13 protein-coding genes and 1 tRNA gene are annotated in these 18,254 nt (G+C 34.4%); 10 read left to right on the forward strand and 4 right to left on the reverse strand.

Going from position 1 to position 18,254, the window contains the following annotated elements; all coding sequences use genetic code 11:
* Positions 1-96 precede the first annotated feature (96 nt).
* The 6 genes from HYN86_RS05110 to HYN86_RS05135 all read left to right on the forward strand — a co-directional run bounded on the left by HYN86_RS05110 (position 97) and on the right by HYN86_RS05135 (position 7,912).
* Complete coding sequence (locus HYN86_RS05110; protein ID WP_113677070.1) at positions 97-1,641, forward strand: alpha-N-arabinofuranosidase; 1,545 nt, start codon at positions 97-99, stop codon at positions 1,639-1,641.
* A gap of 230 nt (positions 1,642-1,871) precedes the next feature.
* On the forward strand, positions 1,872-3,563 hold the full coding sequence (locus HYN86_RS05115) for a ribulokinase (RefSeq protein ID WP_113677071.1): 1,692 nt from the start codon (positions 1,872-1,874) through the stop codon (positions 3,561-3,563).
* Positions 3,547-4,248, forward strand: a complete 702-nt coding sequence (locus tag HYN86_RS05120; RefSeq protein ID WP_113677072.1) for an L-ribulose-5-phosphate 4-epimerase — start codon at positions 3,547-3,549, stop codon at positions 4,246-4,248. The genes HYN86_RS05115 and HYN86_RS05120 overlap by 17 nt, the downstream gene beginning before the upstream one ends.
* A gap of 167 nt (positions 4,249-4,415) precedes the next feature.
* Positions 4,416-5,924 (forward strand): L-arabinose isomerase, encoded by a 1,509-nt coding sequence (gene araA / locus HYN86_RS05125; protein ID WP_113677073.1) that lies wholly within the window; start codon positions 4,416-4,418, stop codon positions 5,922-5,924.
* 125 nt (positions 5,925-6,049) lie between these two features.
* The gene (locus tag HYN86_RS05130) at positions 6,050-7,234 is read left to right on the forward strand and encodes an aldose epimerase family protein (protein WP_113677074.1); all 1,185 of its coding nucleotides are present in this window, start codon (positions 6,050-6,052) and stop codon (positions 7,232-7,234) included.
* Between the two features lie 219 nt (positions 7,235-7,453).
* Positions 7,454-7,912, forward strand: coding sequence for an OsmC family protein (locus tag HYN86_RS05135; protein ID WP_113677075.1), 459 nt, complete (start codon positions 7,454-7,456; stop codon positions 7,910-7,912).
* 249 nt (positions 7,913-8,161) lie between these two features.
* Here HYN86_RS05135 and HYN86_RS05140 read toward each other — a convergent pair whose 3' ends face one another.
* Together HYN86_RS05140 and HYN86_RS05145 are read right to left on the reverse strand one after the other, a co-directional pair.
* Positions 8,162-9,298, reverse strand: a complete 1,137-nt coding sequence (locus HYN86_RS05140) for an acyltransferase family protein (RefSeq protein ID WP_113677076.1) — start codon at positions 9,296-9,298, stop codon at positions 8,162-8,164.
* A 386-nt stretch (positions 9,299-9,684) separates the two neighbouring features.
* Positions 9,685-9,764 (reverse strand) — tRNA-Leu (locus HYN86_RS05145).
* 289 nt (positions 9,765-10,053) lie between these two features.
* On the opposite strand from HYN86_RS05145, the gene HYN86_RS05150 reads away from it, so the two are divergent.
* Together HYN86_RS05150 and HYN86_RS05155 are read left to right on the forward strand one after the other, a co-directional pair.
* On the forward strand, positions 10,054-10,995 hold the full coding sequence (locus HYN86_RS05150) for a ribose-phosphate pyrophosphokinase (protein WP_057115983.1): 942 nt from the start codon (positions 10,054-10,056) through the stop codon (positions 10,993-10,995).
* A gap of 121 nt (positions 10,996-11,116) precedes the next feature.
* Positions 11,117-11,728: a 50S ribosomal protein L25/general stress protein Ctc gene (locus HYN86_RS05155; RefSeq protein WP_113677077.1), complete on the forward strand. Its 612-nt coding sequence runs from the start codon at positions 11,117-11,119 to the stop codon at positions 11,726-11,728.
* A gap of 230 nt (positions 11,729-11,958) precedes the next feature.
* Here the strand turns inward: HYN86_RS05155 and HYN86_RS05160 are convergent, their stop codons facing one another.
* Complete coding sequence (locus HYN86_RS05160; protein ID WP_113677078.1) at positions 11,959-15,702, reverse strand: tail fiber domain-containing protein; 3,744 nt, start codon at positions 15,700-15,702, stop codon at positions 11,959-11,961.
* A 228-nt stretch (positions 15,703-15,930) separates the two neighbouring features.
* Here HYN86_RS05160 and pth point away from each other — a divergent pair, with 228 nt between their 5' ends.
* A complete protein-coding gene (gene pth / locus HYN86_RS05165) occupies positions 15,931-16,557 on the forward strand; it encodes an aminoacyl-tRNA hydrolase (protein ID WP_113677079.1) in 627 nt (208 codons plus the stop codon).
* Positions 16,558-16,696: 139 nt separating this feature from the next.
* On the forward strand, positions 16,697-17,308 hold the full coding sequence (locus HYN86_RS05170; RefSeq protein WP_113677080.1) for a superoxide dismutase: 612 nt from the start codon (positions 16,697-16,699) through the stop codon (positions 17,306-17,308).
* A 68-nt stretch (positions 17,309-17,376) separates the two neighbouring features.
* Here the strand turns inward: HYN86_RS05170 and HYN86_RS05175 are convergent, their stop codons facing one another.
* On the reverse strand, positions 17,377-17,769 hold the full coding sequence (locus tag HYN86_RS05175) for a hypothetical protein (protein WP_162789291.1): 393 nt from the start codon (positions 17,767-17,769) through the stop codon (positions 17,377-17,379).
* Positions 17,770-18,254 lie beyond the last annotated feature (485 nt).

Raw genomic sequence — 18,254 nt, forward strand, 5'->3', positions numbered from 1 at the left:
ATTTACAAATGTTAAACAAACACTTATAAAAACAAAACTAACATTTTAGAATCCGCAGCCACGCAATTTTCTAAAAACCACAACCAACAACAGATTATGAAAAAACCACTACTAATCTTGTTTGCTATATTTTTTATTCAAACAATTACTGCTCAAAAAGAATCCGTTATTATTTCAGTTAAAAATAATGCAGCGGCTCCGATTATAAATAGAAATATTTATGGTCATTTTGCTGAACATTTAGGACGCTGCATTTATGGTGGATTTTTTGTGGGAGATACTTCAAAAATTCCCAATACAAACGGAGTTCGAAATGATATTATAAAGGCATTAAAAGATTTGAAAATTCCAAACTTAAGATGGCCTGGCGGTTGTTTTGCAGATACGTACCACTGGAAAGACGGGATTGGTCCAAAAGAACAGCGTCCGACAATTGTAAATCAATGGTGGGGAGGTGTAACAGAGGACAATAGTTTTGGCACACATGATTTTTTGAATATGTGTGAACTATTGGGAGCAGAACCGTATTTATCTGGAAATGTCGGCAGCGGCACAGTTCAGGAATTAGCAGACTGGGTTCAGTATACCAATTTTGGAGGAAAAAGTCCGATGAGTGATCTTCGTAAAAAAAACGGAAGAACAGAACCGTGGAAAGTAAAATACTGGGGAATTGGAAATGAAGCTTGGGGCTGCGGTGGTAATATGACTGCAGATTATTATGCTAATGAGTATCGCAAGTTCGCCACTTTTATGGCAGACTGGAACAATACCGGAGGCATTACGAGAATTGCGTCGGGATCTAATAGTTCTGACTACAATTGGACAGAGGTTTTGATGAAAAACATTCCACTGAATATGCTTGGCGGCGTTGGCGTTCATCATTACGCGGTAATCGACTGGGCTAAAAAAGGAGCAGATATTGATTTTACAGAGAAAGAATATTTCCAGACCATGCAGTCTGCCTTAAAAATGGAAGAGTTAGTAACCAAACACGCTGCCATAATGGACAAATATGATCCTGAGAAAAAAGTGGCTATGATAGTCGATGAATGGGGAGGCTGGTATGAAGTTCAAAAAGGAACCAATCCAGGTTTTTTATATCAGCAAAATACGATGCGAGATGCTGTTTTGGCAGGAGCAACTTTAAATATTTTCAATAATCATGCAGATAGGGTTCGTATGGCCAACTTGGCACAATGCGTTAATGTGCTTCAAGCTGTAATCTTAACCGACAAGGCGAAAATGATTACGACACCGACTTATCATGTAATGAAAATGTACAGCGTTCATCAGGATGCAAAATTACTTCCGATTGATTTTAAATCGCCATCTTATAATTTTAATGGAGAAACAATTCCGGCTGTATCTGCATCTGTATCAAAAGATCAAAACGGATTAGTTCATATTTCGCTGGTAAATGTTGATGCTGTAAATAAGAACAAAATAGAAATTGATGTAAAAGATCTTGGTGTTAAAAATTTTACAGGAACTATAATTACGGCGTCAAAACTACAGGATTATAATTCTTTCGAAAATCCGAACAAAATTATTCCTGTTGCTTTTAAAGGTTTTGAGACTAAAAAAGGAAAGCTTGAAATTACAATTCCGCCTTTTTCAGTATTAGTTTTAGAAGGAAAATAATCTTTAATGAATATAAAAATCTCTTACGAAAGAGGAGATTTTTTATTTAAAGGTGAAATAATCGCAGCAGAATAAATGTATTGTTAACATTTATTTTTTGATTGAAAGCTAAAATGCTGTTTTAATGCATTTATAGCAAAAATTAATTACGCAATTTCAATTAAGTGTTTTTTGTACACTTATAAATTATTTATCTCTATATTTGTCAATATTTTAAAAATAAAATTAGAATGAAAAATTATGTAATAGGATTGGACTACGGAACAGATTCTGTTCGCGCGGTGCTGATTGACACTGAGGATGGACAGGAGCTGGCATCGAATGTTTCTCATTACAAAAGATGGAAAAACAAACAATACTGTGACGCCTCGATAAATCAATTTCGTCAGCATCCTTTGGATCACATTGAAGGATTAGAAATTACAATTCAAAATGTTGTAAAAGAAAGCAAAGTTGATCCGTCATTGGTTCGCGGAATCTGTATCGATACAACAGGATCTTCTCCTGTTCCAGTAACAAAAGGTGGAACTCCATTAGCATTAACAAAAGGTTTTGAAGAAAACCCAAATGCGATGATGGTGTTGTGGAAAGATCACACTGCGATAAATGAAGCAAACGAAATCAACGAACTGGCAGTAAACTGGGGCGGAGAAGACGTTACCAAATACGTTGGAGGAATTTATTCTTCAGAGTGGTTTTGGGCAAAAATCCTTCACATTGCAAGACAAGACGAAGCAGTTCGTAATGCAACGCACACCTGGATGGAGCACTGCGATTTAATGACATATTTATTGATTGAAGATAAAGATTTAAAAACTTTCAAAAGAAGCCGTTGCGCCGCAGGACACAAAGCAATGTGGCACGCAGACTGGAACGGACTTCCGCCAGTTGAATTCTTAGAAAAATTACATCCGTATTTAGCACAGCTTCGCGGTAATTTATATGATGAAACGTATACGTCAGATTTAGCTGCTGGAAATCTAAGCAAAGAATGGGCAGATCGTTTAGGACTTTCTACAGAAACAATTGTTGCTGTCGGAACTTTCGATGCACATTCTGGAGCTGTTGGAGCTAAAATTGAAGAAAATACATTAGTTCGAGTTATGGGAACTTCAACTTGTGATATTCTGGTTGGTTCTTATGATGAAGTGGGAACAAAAACCGTTCGCGGTATCTGCGGACAAGTTGACGGTTCAGTTATTCCAGGCTTTATTGGTTTAGAAGCAGGACAATCTGCTTTTGGCGATTTATTGGCTTGGTACAAAGAATTATTGATGTGGCCGACAGAACATTTATTAGGTTCTTCGTCTCTTTTAAATGATACTCAAAAAGAACAATTAAGAGAGGAATTCAGCGATAAATTAATTGTTGAATTAACGAAAGAAGCAGAGAAAATTCCGGTTTCAGAAAGTCTTCCAATTGCTTTAGACTGGATCAACGGAAGAAGAACTCCAGATGCAAACCAAGAATTAAAAAGTGCGATTTCGAACCTTTCTTTAGGAACAAAAGCACCTCATATTTTTAAAGCTTTAGTAAATGCAATTTGTTTTGGAGCAAAGAAAATTGTAGACCGTTTTGAAGAAGAAGGCGTAAAAATTGACAGCGTAATCGGAATTGGCGGTGTTGCCCGTAAATCGCCTTTTATCATGCAGACTTTGGCTAATGTTTTAAACAAACCAATTAAAATCGCAGCTTCTGATCAGACTCCAGCTTTAGGCGCGGCAATTTATGCAGCAGTTGCAGCCGGAATTTATCCGAACGTAATCGAAGCAAGCCAAAAAATAGGAAGCGATTTTGACGGAGAATATTTCCCTCAGACAGATAAAGTTGAAGCGTATCATAAACTGCTTTTAGCGTATGAACAATTAAGTTCTTTTGCAGATCCAAACATTAAAATTTCTCAAAATGAGTTCTCTTTATAAAGATTTAAAACAAGAATGTTATGAAGCCAATATGCAATTAAATGCATTGAATTTGGTGGTTTACACATTCGGAAACGTAAGCGCTGTCGACAGAGAAAATGGTGTTTTTGCCATTAAACCAAGCGGCGTTCCTTACGAAGATTTAAAACCTGAAGATATTGTAATTGTCGATTTTGATAATAACATAATCGAAGGAACTATGCGTCCGTCATCTGACACCAAAACGCATGCTTATTTGTATAAAAACTGGCCAAATATTGGAGGCGTCGCACATACGCATGCTACTTATTCTGTGGCTTGGGCACAATCGCAGCAGGATATTCCGATTTTTGGAACAACGCATGCCGATCACTTAACGGCTGATATTCCGTGCGCACCGCCAATGGCAGATTCTTTAATTGAAGGAAACTACGAACACAATACTGGAATTCAGATTCTAGATTGTTTCAAAGAAAAAAATCTTTCTTACGAAGAAGTAGAAATGGTTTTAATTGGAAATCATGGTCCGTTTGCCTGGGGGAAAAATGCTGCAAAAGCGGTTTACAACAGTAAAGTTTTAGAAGTTGTTGCCGAAATGGCGTACCTGACTTTGCAAATCAACCCAAACGCCCCAAGATTAAAAGATTCTTTAATAAAGAAACATTACAACCGCAAACACGGAAAAGATTCGTATTACGGACAGTGATAGTTTTGTTTCAGGTTTTCTTTGTTTCAAGTTTCAAGTTGTTGGAACGTGAAACTTGGAACGTGAAACATCAAACAAGCAAAATAAAATAATAACATAACAATAAGATTTTCCGCATTTCAGAACCTGAAACCTGAAACAAAGAAAACTTGAAACAAAATAAAAAAATGATAGACATTTCTCAAAAAGAAGTATGGTTTGTAGTAGGAAGCCAGGAATTATACGGTGAAGAAACACTTAGAAAAGTAGCAGAACATTCACAGATTATTGCAAAAGGATTAGACGCTTCGTCTTCAATTCCGGTAAAAGTGGTTTATAAAGATGTGGTAAAATCGCCTTCGCAGATTTTAGATGTTTGTTTGGCTGCGAATTCAGAAAAAAACTGTATCGGAATTATTGCCTGGATGCATACGTTTTCACCAGCAAAAATGTGGATTGGCGGTTTGAGTATTTTGAAAAAACCATTATGCCACTTGCATACACAATACAATGCTGAAATTCCCTGGGGAAGCATCGACATGGATTTCATGAACTTGAACCAATCGGCGCACGGAGATCGTGAATTTGGTTTTATCATGTCTAGAATGCGCAAAAAGCGTAAAGTGGTTGTTGGACATTGGGAAGACGAAAGAGTTCAGAAAAAATTAGGCATTTGGTCAAGAGTCGTTTTAGGATGGGACGAACTTCAAAACCTAAAAGTAGCTCGTATTGGAGATAATATGCGTGAAGTTGCCGTTACAGAAGGAGATAAAGTAGAAGCTCAAATTCGTTTTGGAGTTTCAGTAAACGGATACGATTCTTCAGATGTAACCAAACATATTGAAAAAGTAACAGAAAAAGAATTAAACGATTTATTAGCCGTTTACGAACAATCATATACTTTAACCGATTCTTTAAAAGAAGGCGGTGCACAAAGAAGTTCTTTGGTTGAAGCAGCAAAAATCGAATTAGGATTGAGAGCTTTCCTTGAAGAAGGAGGATTTGGTGCTTTTACAGATACATTTGAAAATCTTGGAGTTTGGAAACAATTACCAGGAATCGCAACACAAAGATTAATGGCCGATGGTTATGGTTTTGGTGGAGAAGGTGACTGGAAAACGGCTGCAATGGTTAGAGCTTTAAAAGTAATGAATATTGGTTTGGAAGGCGGAACTTCTTTTATGGAAGATTACACCTACCACTTCACGCCTCAAAAATCGTATGTTTTAGGTTCTCACATGTTAGAAATCTGTCCTTCTATCGCTGATGGAAAACCTTCTTGCGAAGTACATCCTTTAGGAATTGGTGGAAAAGAAGATCCAGCCCGTTTGGTATTTAATTCGCCTGCCGGAGATGCAATTAATGTTTCATTAGTAGATATGGGAACTCGTTTCCGATTAATTGTAAACGAAGTGGAAGCTATTAAACCAATGGCTGAATTACCAAAATTACCAGTTGCAAGAGTTTTATGGGACTGTAAACCAAACCTTGATATCGCTGCAACGGCCTGGATTTTAGCTGGCGGTGCGCATCATACCGTTTACAGCCAATCGTTAACAACAGAATATATGGAAGATTTTGCCGATATCGCGGGAATCGAATTATTGGTAATTGATGAAAAAACAACGGTAAGAGACTTTAAAGATAAAATTAATGCCAATGAAGCATACTATCATTTGTTTCAACATGGATTGTAATTTTTGAGGGACAAAGGTTCAAAGGTTCAAAGTGGCAAAGGTTCAGAGGTTTTTATCTTGAGTTTAATTTGCTACTTTTAACTTTTAACATCTAACATTTCACAATAACCACAAAATTATCAAATATGAATGTATTAAAACGTTGCGTTTTCGGTTTAAGTCTTTTGAGTCTGGCTGCAGTTTCTGTTCAATGTAAAAGCGATAAAAAAGCAGATACAGAAAAAGTTGCTTCAGATAAAAAAGATTCGTTTACAATCGAAAAATCATCTTACGGAAAAACGGCTAAAGGAGAACAAGTCGACAGCTATAAACTGAAAAACCAAAACGGGATGGAAGTAGATATCATCACTTTTGGCGGTAGAATTACAGATTTAAAAGTTCCGAATAAAGAAGGAGTTTCTGAAAATGTAGTAATCGGATTCAACTCTTTGGCGCAGTACGAAAAAGAAAATCCATTTTTTGGAGCTTTAATCGGAAGATACGGAAACAGAATTGCTAAAGGTAAATTTTCGCTTGACGGAAAAGAATATCAATTGGCAATTAACAACGCGCCAAATGCTTTACATGGAGGTCCGCAAGGATTTTTCAATGTGGTTTGGAAAGCCGATGCCGTTAAATCTGGAGATACAGCTTCTTTAAAATTGTCTTACTTAAGTAAAGATATGGAGGAAGGTTATCCAGGAAACTTAAAGGTTTTTGTGACTTATACATTGACGAATGACAATCAGTTGGAAGTTTTGTATGAAGCAACAACAGACAAAAAAACGGTTGTTAACTTGACACAACATTCATACTTCAATTTATCTGGAGATTTTACCAAAACAATCTTAGATCACGAATTGACATTAAATGCAGATAAATTAGTTCCGGTTGATGCAGATTTGATTCCGACAGGAAAATTAGAAGATGTGGCTGGTACACCTTTCGATTTCAGAAAACCAAAATTAATCGGAAAAGATATCAATGCTAAAAACGAGCAGTTAGAAAAAGGAAAAGGTTACGATCACTGCTGGGTGCTGAACAATCCTGAAAAAGGAAAAACAATCATTGCAAAAGTATACCATGTTGCAAGCGGAAGAGTTATGGAAATGACAACAGATGAACCGGGAATTCAGTTTTACTCTGGAAATTTCCTTGACGGAACTCTGCCAATGCCAAACGGAGGAACTTTTGCACACAGAACAGGATTATGTTTAGAAACAGAACATTATCCAGATTCTCCAAACCAGAAAAATTTCCCAACAACGGTTTTAAACCCGGGAGAAAATTATAAAACGAAAACAACTTTTAAGTTTTCAGTAAAAAAATAATTTTTAGAATTTGTTAATTAGTTCAATTCTCTAGAAAACCTCGAAAGTTATGCTTTCGAGGTTTTTTTATGATTGAAAGTTCCGCCACGAATTACATGGATTAGCACGAATCTCACAATTTCGACGAAGGAGAAATTTCCATAAAAAAATCTGCGACTTTGCGAGATTAAATAATCACAACTTATAAATCTTAACTTAGCAAAAGAAAACAAAAGTAAGATGAAACATCTATTCAAAGCAGCGCTAAATTGGACTTCAAACAAAAATCAAAAAGAACCAGTTTCAAGATCTACTAAAAGCCATCAAATAAAAATTGAAGGAAAACCAATTTTAAATGTCTCGGCAGCAAAAGCATTCAAAGGTGATCCAGACTTACACAATCCTGAAGATTTATTGTTGAGTAGTTTGGTCTCGTGCCACATGATGTCATATTTGTATGTATGCTCTCAAAATGGAATAGAGGTTCTCGAATATTCAGACAATGCCGAAGCAACGCTCGAAGTAAATCCAGATGGAAGCGGGCGTTTTGTTGAGGTAAAATTAAAACCAAAAATTATTATTGCTAATTCAGACAAAATAGAGTTGGCATTAGAACTTCATAAAAAAGCAAATCAATTATGTTTTATTGCTAATTCCTGTAATTTTCCTGTTTTGCATGAGGCAAGTTGTGAGGTTTAAATTTAAAATCTAAAAAATATATTTTCTTAAATAATGTAGGTATAGTCAGCATTCGAAACCGTTGGAACGCAATATAAAAAGATTAACATTAATTAGCGTTATACTAAAATAATTATAAGTTGTATAAATATTCTGTAATAATACGCTACAAAACAATCAAAACAATCAAAACTTTTTAGTAGTTAAAGATACAAAGGAGGAAATTTAAAGGCCTTATCCGTCATTTCTGAATAACACAGTACTAGATGTTTAATTTTGTTTGAAAAATATCTTTTTGTACCAGTTTTTGTCCATACATGGTCTTTCAATAAGCAGAAAAAATATTGAGGATATTAACATTACTAAAAGTATTAATATAGCCGAATAAATTGAAATATTTATAATAGTATACTTTGAAAACGAATATTTCAAAAGAGGATTACCAAACATACTAATAATAGGGTAATGCAGTAAATAAATTGAGTAACACATACCGCCTATGTTTGTAATTAATTTGAAAGAAAGGAATTTGAAAATTTTATGAAACAGGACATAGTAGTAAAGAAAGAAAATACTAGTCAGCTGAATTAATTCCCAAATAAATCTTTGTGAAGTTGATTTAAAATCTTCATTGTCAAAAAGCCATATGATTACAAAGAAGAACAAACCAATTAGATAGTCAAATTTCGTTTTAGGAACCAATGTTGAATTTGAAACGTACAAATCAGTTAGTAGGAAGCCAATTAAAAAATACTGTAAATAATTAACCAAGCTTATAAAATGAACAGGATTAAAATTGAAATGGTTTATGATGGCGAATAATACAGCAGTAAGAAATATAGATAGACGTCTTATTGATAAGGATTTTATAGAAAATAGATATGCTATTAAAGGAGCTAAAATATAAAATTGAACTTCAAGTTCTAGACTCCAAGTAACAGAATTCAATTTAGACATCGTGTGAAAGATAAAATTATGCGAATAAATAATTGAAGCTAAATAGCTTTTTATACCATCACTTAAAGAAATAGTTTTAGCTGCGTAAACTGCTCCAAATAATAATATTGTCATAGTAAGAATGTATGGTGGTTCTAATCGAGATAGTCTTCTTAAAAAATAGTTTTTAAGGTTAACTGGTTTTCCATTGCATATATGAAATTTTGCAAATGGCATACCTAAGATAAAGCCACTAATAGTAAAAAAAAGGGGTACACCTAAATGTCCGTGAGAGAGTAAATGTTTTAAAAAAAAATTGTATGAAGCGTCTATTGTTTGATTTTCATATTTCTCTGTCAGAAAACCATTCAAATGATACAAAACAACGCTTGCAATTGCTATAAATCTTAATCCGTCTATCTCTGGTATAAAGCTACCTGAAGAAGTAATTCTTTTGAACGATAATTGCATTTCTATTAATTTTGGCTAAAAGTAAAAATAAATCTAGGTACATTCCTGAAATCATTCACTTTTTTAATCAAAGGTTATTAAGCATTGATGTTTTCAGGCGCACTATCCTAATAGTAAGTTAAAATATATTAATTAATCCCTAATTTGTTGATGACTGTAATGATTTTGATTAATCAAATTTTTTCAAGTTCAAACCATAGGCTAAATCTAAAGCTTTACAATTTAGATCTTGATGCAAAAAAACTAGAGTTGTTAAAGCTCTCGTTTTACGTCATTCAACCGTTTGTTTATAATTGGCATTGTAAACCATTATAAATGTAAATTTTTTTTATATGACTTATACTATATAAAATCAAAAAACCTCTTCCGTTAAGAAGAGGTTTTTGTACCCGGAGCCGGAGTCGAACCGGCACGGTTTCCCACAGGTGTTTGAGACCAGCGCGTCTACCAATTCCGCCATCCGGGCTTAGCAGACGAAAAATAAATCATTTAATGACTTATTTAACGCAATAGAATGAAGTCATAAATGGCGTCATTCCTTTAACACGGTGCAAATGTAAAAAATAAAATTAAATCAACTACTAAAAATACTTAAATTTTTCCTTTCAGTGTCCAATAAATTTTCTAAATTTGCAGCTCGTTAAAACGAAGCACACACAACTAACTACACCCGAGGCATTTATATGCATTTTGCTTTACCAAAAATTGGGAAGCCAAATAATACAAGTGCAGCGGAGCAAAAACAACAAATTATAATGTCGCACCTAGAACCAGAAGCTAAAATTTTTGCTTGTTCACAAAGTGTTTATCTTGCAGAAAAAATTGCAAAAGAGTACGGAATTCCGTTAGGAAAAGTAACGATGTCAACGTATAGTGATGGAGAATTTCAGCCATCTTACGAAGAGTCAATCAGAGGTTTACGAGTATTCATCGTATGTTCGACTTTTCCAAGTGCAGATAATCTGATGGAATTGTTGTTAATGATTGATGCTGCAAAACGCGCATCTGCAAGACATATTACAGCTGTAATGCCTTATTTTGGTTGGGCAAGACAGGATAGAAAAGACAAACCAAGAGTTCCAATTGGAGCTAAGTTAGTAGCAAACTTACTAACAGCTGCAGGAGCAACAAGAATCATGACAATGGATCTGCATGCAGACCAAATTCAAGGATTCTTTGAAAAACCAGTAGATCATTTATTTGCATCTACAATCTTTTTACCATACGTAGAAAGTTTAAAATTAGAAAATCTAACAATTGCATCTCCAGATATGGGAGGTTCAAAAAGAGCATATGCTTACTCTAAGTTTTTAGAATCAGATGTTGTAATCTGTTATAAACAAAGAAAAGCAGCCAACGTTATCGACACTATGGAGCTGATTGGTGAAGTAAAAGGACGTAACGTAATCTTAGTAGACGACATGATCGATACAGGAGGAACTTTAGCAAAAGCGGCCGACCTTATGATCGAAAAAGGAGCATTAAGTGTAAGAGCAATTTGTACACACGCTATATTATCGGGCGGTGCGTATGAGAAAATCGAAAACTCGAAATTAACCGAGTTAATCGTAACAGATTCTATTCCGTTAAAGAAAGAATCTAACAAAATAAAAGTGGTAAGCTGCGCACCTTTATTTGCTGAGGTTATGCAAATGGTTCACCACAATAATTCCATCAGTGGAAAATTTATAATGTAGAAGCAGTAGGCTGCAGGCTTTAAGCCGTAAGCTTTGTTTCTCATTTTAAAAAAGCCTAAAGCTTATTGCTTAAAGCTTACAGCAAAACAGAATATTTATTTAATAACTATATTTTTTTACAATGAAATCGATTACAATTAAAGGATCAGAAAGAGAAAGCGTGGGCAAAGTGTCAACTAAAGCCTTACGTAATGCTGGACAGGTTCCTTGCGTTTTATACGGAGGAAATCAGGCAGTACACTTCTCAGCAGACGCTGCTGCGTTCAAAAACTTGGTTTACACTCCAAACGCTCACACAGTTGTGATCGAACTTGGAAAAGGAAAATCATTCAATGCAATTTTGCAAGATATCCAAGTTCACCCAGTATCTGACAGAATTTTACACATTGACTTCTTCCAATTATTTGATGAGAAAGAAATCACTATGGAAGTTCCTGTAAAAATCGTTGGTACATCTAAAGGTGTTCTTGCGGGTGGTGTTTTACGTTTAAACACTCGTAAATTAAAAGTTAAAGCTTTACCTAAAAATCTTCCTGATTTTGTTGAAGCTGATATTACTCCACTTGAAATGGGTAACAAATTGTACGTTACTAAAGTTGGTGCTCCAGAATACAAAATTATGCACCCAGACAACACAGTTGTTGCTCAAGTAAGAATTTCTCGTGCTGCTATGAAAGCTGCTCAAGAAGCTGCAAAAGCTGCAAAAGCTCCTGCAAAAGGAAAGAAAAAATAATTTTTTTCAACTCAATACAAAAAGCATCAATCGAAAGGTTGGTGCTTTTTTTTAGGTTCTAAGTTTCTAAGCTGCTGAGGTCCTAAGATTGTTTGTCGTTGTCAGGCTGAGCGAAGTCGAAGCCTTTTTCATCTTGCAGTTCGTTTTTTAGGAATAAAAAAATCCGATTGCGCTTCGCAATCGGATTTTTAGATTTATACACTATTAGGTGCTTTGATATCAATCAATAATTATTTTTTATCAATTAATTTTTGAACAAGTTCTTTTAACTTTTCGATATCTTTTTGCTGCTGATCAATCTGAGATTGTTGTTTTTCAATTTGAGATTGTTGTTCCTGAACGGCTTTAACCAAAGGCACAACAAATTCTGAATATTTCACAGCATAGAAATTCTTATCAGTTTGAGGTTTTACCACACCGCTGAATTCGTAATTAATTTCGTTTGCAGCAGCCTCAACTTCCTGAGCAATAAATCCAGTTTGTAAATCCGTAATCCCAGTTCTCATATGGTATGTAACAGGACGTAATTTACTTATAAAATTTAATCCAAAGGGACTATCGTTAATGTCTTTCTTCAAACGGGAATCTGAATATTTAAACCATTCTGAATAACCGCCTATACTTCCTATACTGCTATTTCCTATTACTACCGAATTATCACCATTACCTACGGCATTGTGTCCTATTACAATTTGGTTCGTTGGGTTGTCTTGTGATGGTCGCGTATTGGCACCAATAAAAACAGAATTATTTGATTGTGTTACATTACCAGTTCCAGTGCCATAGTAGTAACCGCTCTGATATCCCATAGCGACATTGCTATTACCATTTGTCATGTAGCGAAGAGACTGCATTCCGTATGCACTATTAGTGTTTCCGGTTATATTATTAAACATTGCATAAGTTCCAGTTGCAGTATTCATATATCCTGATGTGTTACTGGTAAGTGCTTGTACACCTAGTCCAGTATTTGAGTGCCCGTTTATATTACCTTGAAGGGTATAGTGTCCCATCCCTACATTGTTATATCCAGTAGTATTTGCATTTAATGTATGGGCTCCCATTGCAGTATTCAAACTTCCTGTAGTGTTTTTTTGAAGAGCTTGTCCCCCAAATGCTGTATTGGTCAAAGCATCATTAAAATTAACAAAAGCACTTTCTCCAAAAGCAACACTAGTTAATCCTATTCTTCCAGACATAATGCTATTTCGTTTAAAAACAAGGTCTTGGTTATTTGTTGTGCCTAAAAAATTATTTGCTGCTACGGTATTAGCATTTCCAGTAATTTTCCAATCAGCAGGTCCCCATGCTGGTTTTCCTGCTATTGTTTGGAGGACTTGATCATCTGTACCAGGTATAATGTTAACTTCTGCATCGGCAATTGTTGCTCCTGTGCCTTTTACTTCGAGAACTGCTGGAGTCTTAGTGGTTATGTCTTTCTTTGCAATATCAATTGTAATATCAGCATCTAATACTTTTCCAGTACCTGCTACAGTAAGTGCGGTGCTTCCTGCTTTTATATCATATTTATCTAATGAAGCGAGTACTGCAGGTTTGAGATCTACCGTTCCAGCTATTCCATTTACAGTTGTGGTAAGGCTGGTGCCAGTTAATGTGCCTCCTACTATGTTAACTACAGGTGTAGATACTGCAATTCCATTTACACTACTCGTTAGGGTATTTACTGTATTTGTTAATACGTTTTTTGTTGGTGAATTAATAATGTAATTGTCATTTACAGATCCTGTTCCAGAAATTGTAATATTTGTACCTGCTTTAATTTTACCCGCAATTTGACTGATGTCTAATTTGGTTGGTACCAGACTACTTTCATTTACATAATCTAAAGTCCCTGTTTGTGTATTAATGGCAAGTGAAGTTATTGTTTCTTTAATATCTACATTTGTACCTTCTTCATTTTTATAAGAAGCAATTGTATTTCCTATTGTAACAACTGGAGTTACTTCTGTAGTAGTTTCAGCATCTTTAGCTATAGCAGATAAGTCAATTGTTGTTGGTACGCCATTCTCACTGTTATAAGTAAGAGTGTGAACGTTTGAAGTTACGCCGTTTTCAGTTTTTGTAGTTACTACATCTTGTAAATTTGTAACGGTTTCAAAGACATCGACAGAAGTTCCTTTCTCATTTTTATAAGAAGCGATTTTGTTTCCATCTGTAAGAACATCAGAAATTACAGTTGTAGTCTCTGAGTCTTTTGCAGCAGCAGATAAGTCAATTGCTGTGGGTACGCCATTCTCACCTTTATAAGTAAGGGTGTGCACGTTTGAAGTTACGCCGTTTTCAGTTTTTGTAGTTACTACATCTTGTAAATTTGTAACGGTTTCAAAAACATCAACAGAAGTTCCTTTCTCATTTTTATAAGAAGCGATTTTGTTTCCATTTGTAAGAACATCAGAAATTACAGTTGTAGTCTCTGAGTCTTTTGCAGCAGCAGATAAGTCAATTGTTGTTGGTACGCCATCCTCACCGTTATAAGTAAGAGTGTGTACGTTTGAAGTTACGCCGTTTTCAGTTTTTGTAGTTACTACATCTTGTAAATTTGTAACGGTTTCAAAGACATCGACAGAAGTTCCTTTCTCATTTTTATAAGAAGCGATTTTGTTTCCATCTGTAAGAACATCAGAAATTACAGTTGTAGTCTCTGAGTCTTTTGCAGCAGCAGATAAGTCAATTGCTGTGGGTACGCCATTCTCACCGTTATAAGTAAGAGTGTGTACGTTTGAAGTTACGCCGTTTTCAGTTTTTGTAGTTACTACATCTTGTAAATTTGTAACGGTTTCAAAGACATCAACAGAAGTTCCTTTCTCATTTTTATAAGAAGCGATTTTGTTTCCATCTGTAAGAACGTCAGAAATTACAGTTGTAGTCTCTGAATCTTTTGCAGCAGCAGATAAGTCAATTGTTGTTGGTACGCCATTCTCACCGTTATAAGTAAGAGTGTGTACGTTTGAAGTTACGCCGTTTTCAGTTTTTGTAGTTACTACATCTTGTAAATTTGTAACGGTTTCAAAAATATCAACAGAATTTCCTTTCTCATTTTTATAAGAAGCGATTTTGTTTCCATCTGTAAGAACATCAGAAATTACAGTTGTAGTCTCTGAGTCTTTTGCAGCAGCAGATAAGTCAATTGCTGTTGGTATGCCATTCTCACCTTTATAAGTAAGGGTGTGCACGTTTGAAGTTACGCCGTTTTCAGTTTTTGTAGTTACTACATCTTGTAAATTTGTAACGGTTTCAAAGACATCAACAGAAGTTCCTTTCTCGTTTTTATAAGAAGCGATTTTGTTTCCATCTGTAAGAACATCAGAAATTACAGTTGTAGTCTCTGAGTCTTTTGCAGCAGCAGATAAGTCAATTGTTGTTGGTACGCCATTCTCACCGTTATAAGTAAGAGTGTGCACGTTTGAAGTTACGCCGTTTTCAGTTTTTGTAGTTACTACATCTTGTAAATTTGTAACGGTTTCAAAAATATCAACAGAAATTTCTTTCTCGTTTTTATAATCAGCAATTTTATTACCAGTAACAGTTGGTGTTAAAGTTGTAACTGTTTCTGTATTTTTTATCTGTTTAAGAATGTCAATATTTGTTTTGTTCTTATTTTCATCCGTATAAGTTAGTATGTTTTCGACAGGATCATAAACTAAAGTTGTTATTGTTTCGGCTCCAGAAACTGCAATTTTATACCATTTGTCAATGTACCAGTAGTAATAACCTGGTGTTACGTCTGAAACTAAGGCATTGTTGAAAACCAGTAAACTATTAATGTTTCCATTCGTAATTGTTGTGTTATCTGTCGATCCTGTTAGATAAACTCTAGGAATTAAAACTCCTTTATCCGAAGCAACAATCTCTAGCTGGGAAGATGTCTTTGGTGTAAGTGTTCCAATGCCTACTTGAGAATAGGCGCTATAGCTGGCTAGTACAAAAAGCAAAGGCAGAAATTTATTTTTCATAGCATATTTGTTAATTATAGGGATTAGAATTGTTAAAGAGTCCCTTTGTTAATGCACAAATTTCTTTTTATGTCTACCGCAATTTTACCTCAATATGTTTTTTTTTAAACATATTAAGGTTTTTTTGTAAGATTAGTTTTATTTTAATAATTCTTGTTTTTTAGTTTCTTATGATAGAAAATTATCATGTAAGCGAATTAATTTCTTAATTAAGTTTATTTTTGCCAAATGATAAAATGGATAACAAACCTGTTTTCATCAACACCAAAAGAAGAGAACATATACAATATGAAAAAATATTTAATCGTAGGATTAGGAAATATCGGAGCCGAATACGTAAATACAAGACATAATATCGGATTTAAAGTGCTGGATTTTTTAGCCAAAAAAGAAGGTCTTTCATTTGAAACTGTAAAAATGGGTACGCTGGCAGAATATAAGTTTAAAGGACGAACATTCTTTCTTCTAAAACCGAACACATACATGAATTTAAGCGGTAAAGCCGTAAAATATTGGATGGACAAGGAGAATATTCCTTTAGAAAATATATTGGTTATTACAGACGATTTAAACCTCTCATTTGGAACTATCAGGATTAAACCAAAAGGAAGCGATGGCGGTCACAACGGACTTAAAAACATCAATTTAGTTTTGAACACACAGCAATACACTCGTTTTAGATTTGGTATTAGTGATCAATTTAAAAAAGGACAGCAGATAGATTACGTTTTAGGAGAATGGAATGCAGAAGAAGAGGCAAAATTACCGGAACGTTTAGAGACTTCTGCAGAAATTATCAGGACTTTTGGAACTGCAGGATTAGAGAATACTATGACTACATTTAATGGAAAATAAAGATTTACAAGTCTTTAACTCGTAAAAAATGAATTTATCAATTAATTAAATTGAATTATAACGAAATAGTATTTTCAATTCCAAAGTTAAATGTCTAAATTTGGAATAAATTATTATAAACCATAAAAATCCTAATATCATGGCTTTTGAATTACCACAATTACCATATGCATATGATGCATTAGAACCACATATTGATGCTCGTACAATGGAAATCCACCATTCTAAACATCACAATGCATATACGACAAATCTTAATGCAGCTATCGCTGGGACAGATTTAGAGGGGAAAACAATCGAAAATATCTTAATCAACTTAGATAAATCTAACGCGGCAGTTCGTAATAATGGTGGAGGTTTCTACAACCACAATTTATTCTGGACAGTTATGTCTCCAGACGGAGGCGGATTGCCAACAGGAGATTTATTAGCTGCAATCGAAGCTTCTTTTGGAACTTTCGAGGAGTTTAAAGCAAAATTTGCTAAAGCTGGAGCAACACAATTCGGTTCAGGATGGGCTTGGTTAACAGTTCAAAAAGGAGGAAAATTAGAAGTTGTAGGTACTCCAAATCAAGATAATCCATTAATGCCGGAAGTTGCTGGTAACGGTGGAACTCCAATCTTAGGAATGGACGTTTGGGAACACGCTTACTACTTAAACTATCAAAACAGAAGACCAGATTATATTGAAGCTTTCTTCAGCGTAATTAACTGGACAGAAGTTGCTAGAAGATTTGCATTAGACAAATAGTCTATTCAAAGAAAATAGAATAAAGAAAAGAGACGAATAACCTAAAAGTTATTTGTCTCTTTTTATTTTTACCACTTTCCGAAAAAGCTGTTTATATCAAAATAATATTTAATTTCTTCTCCTTTTTCATTTGTTAGGTTCAAGACATCATAATGTTTGTTTCCTTCGTTTATTAGAGCTTGGCCATTTATTTTACAATTCGGACAAAGCTTTCTTGCGATTTGATACTCTTCTGGGATACTATTTACTTTGATCGCATTTTTTATTGAACTGCCATCCTTAATTGATTTATTTTTAGCAGAAGAATTTTTAGTTTCATTTTCAGAAACTTTTTTATTTCCGTTATTACTCTGGTTTTCAACAGAAGTGCTGTCTGATGCTTTTTTTGTTTTGGCTCCAGAACAATTAAATAGAAATAAACTTAAAAAAATGATAAAAGCAGTTTTGGCGAATTGTTTCATAAGAAGCTTGGTTTTGGTTGAAACAATATTATAAAATTTATTCCAATAAAAAAGGTGGAATCTCTTCCACCTTTTTTGCCCCAAATCTACCATAAACTTAACCTACTAATGTTATGGTTTAGTAAATGTATGACAGGTATTTTTGTAAAAAAAACTTTTTAGATAAAAGGTAAGGAAATCCGATAAATGGAATATAATTAATTGATACAGTAATAGTTGGTATTTGTTCCAATAAAAAAGGTGGAATCTCTTCCACCTTTTTTGCCCCAAATCTACCATAAACTTAACCTACTAATGTTCTGGTTTGATAAATGTATGGCAGGTATTTTTGTAAAAAAAACTTTTTAGATAAAAGGTAAGGAAATCCGATGAAGAGAATATAAATTGTTGTTTTAGAAATATTTGAGTTTATTCCAATAAAAAAGGTGGAATTTCTTCCACCCTTTTTGCCCCAAATCTACCATAAACTTAACCTACTAATGTTA

The sequence above is a fragment of the Flavobacterium fluviale genome (genome assembly GCF_003312915.1).
Taxonomy (GTDB): Bacteria; Bacteroidota; Bacteroidia; order Flavobacteriales; family Flavobacteriaceae; genus Flavobacterium; species Flavobacterium fluviale.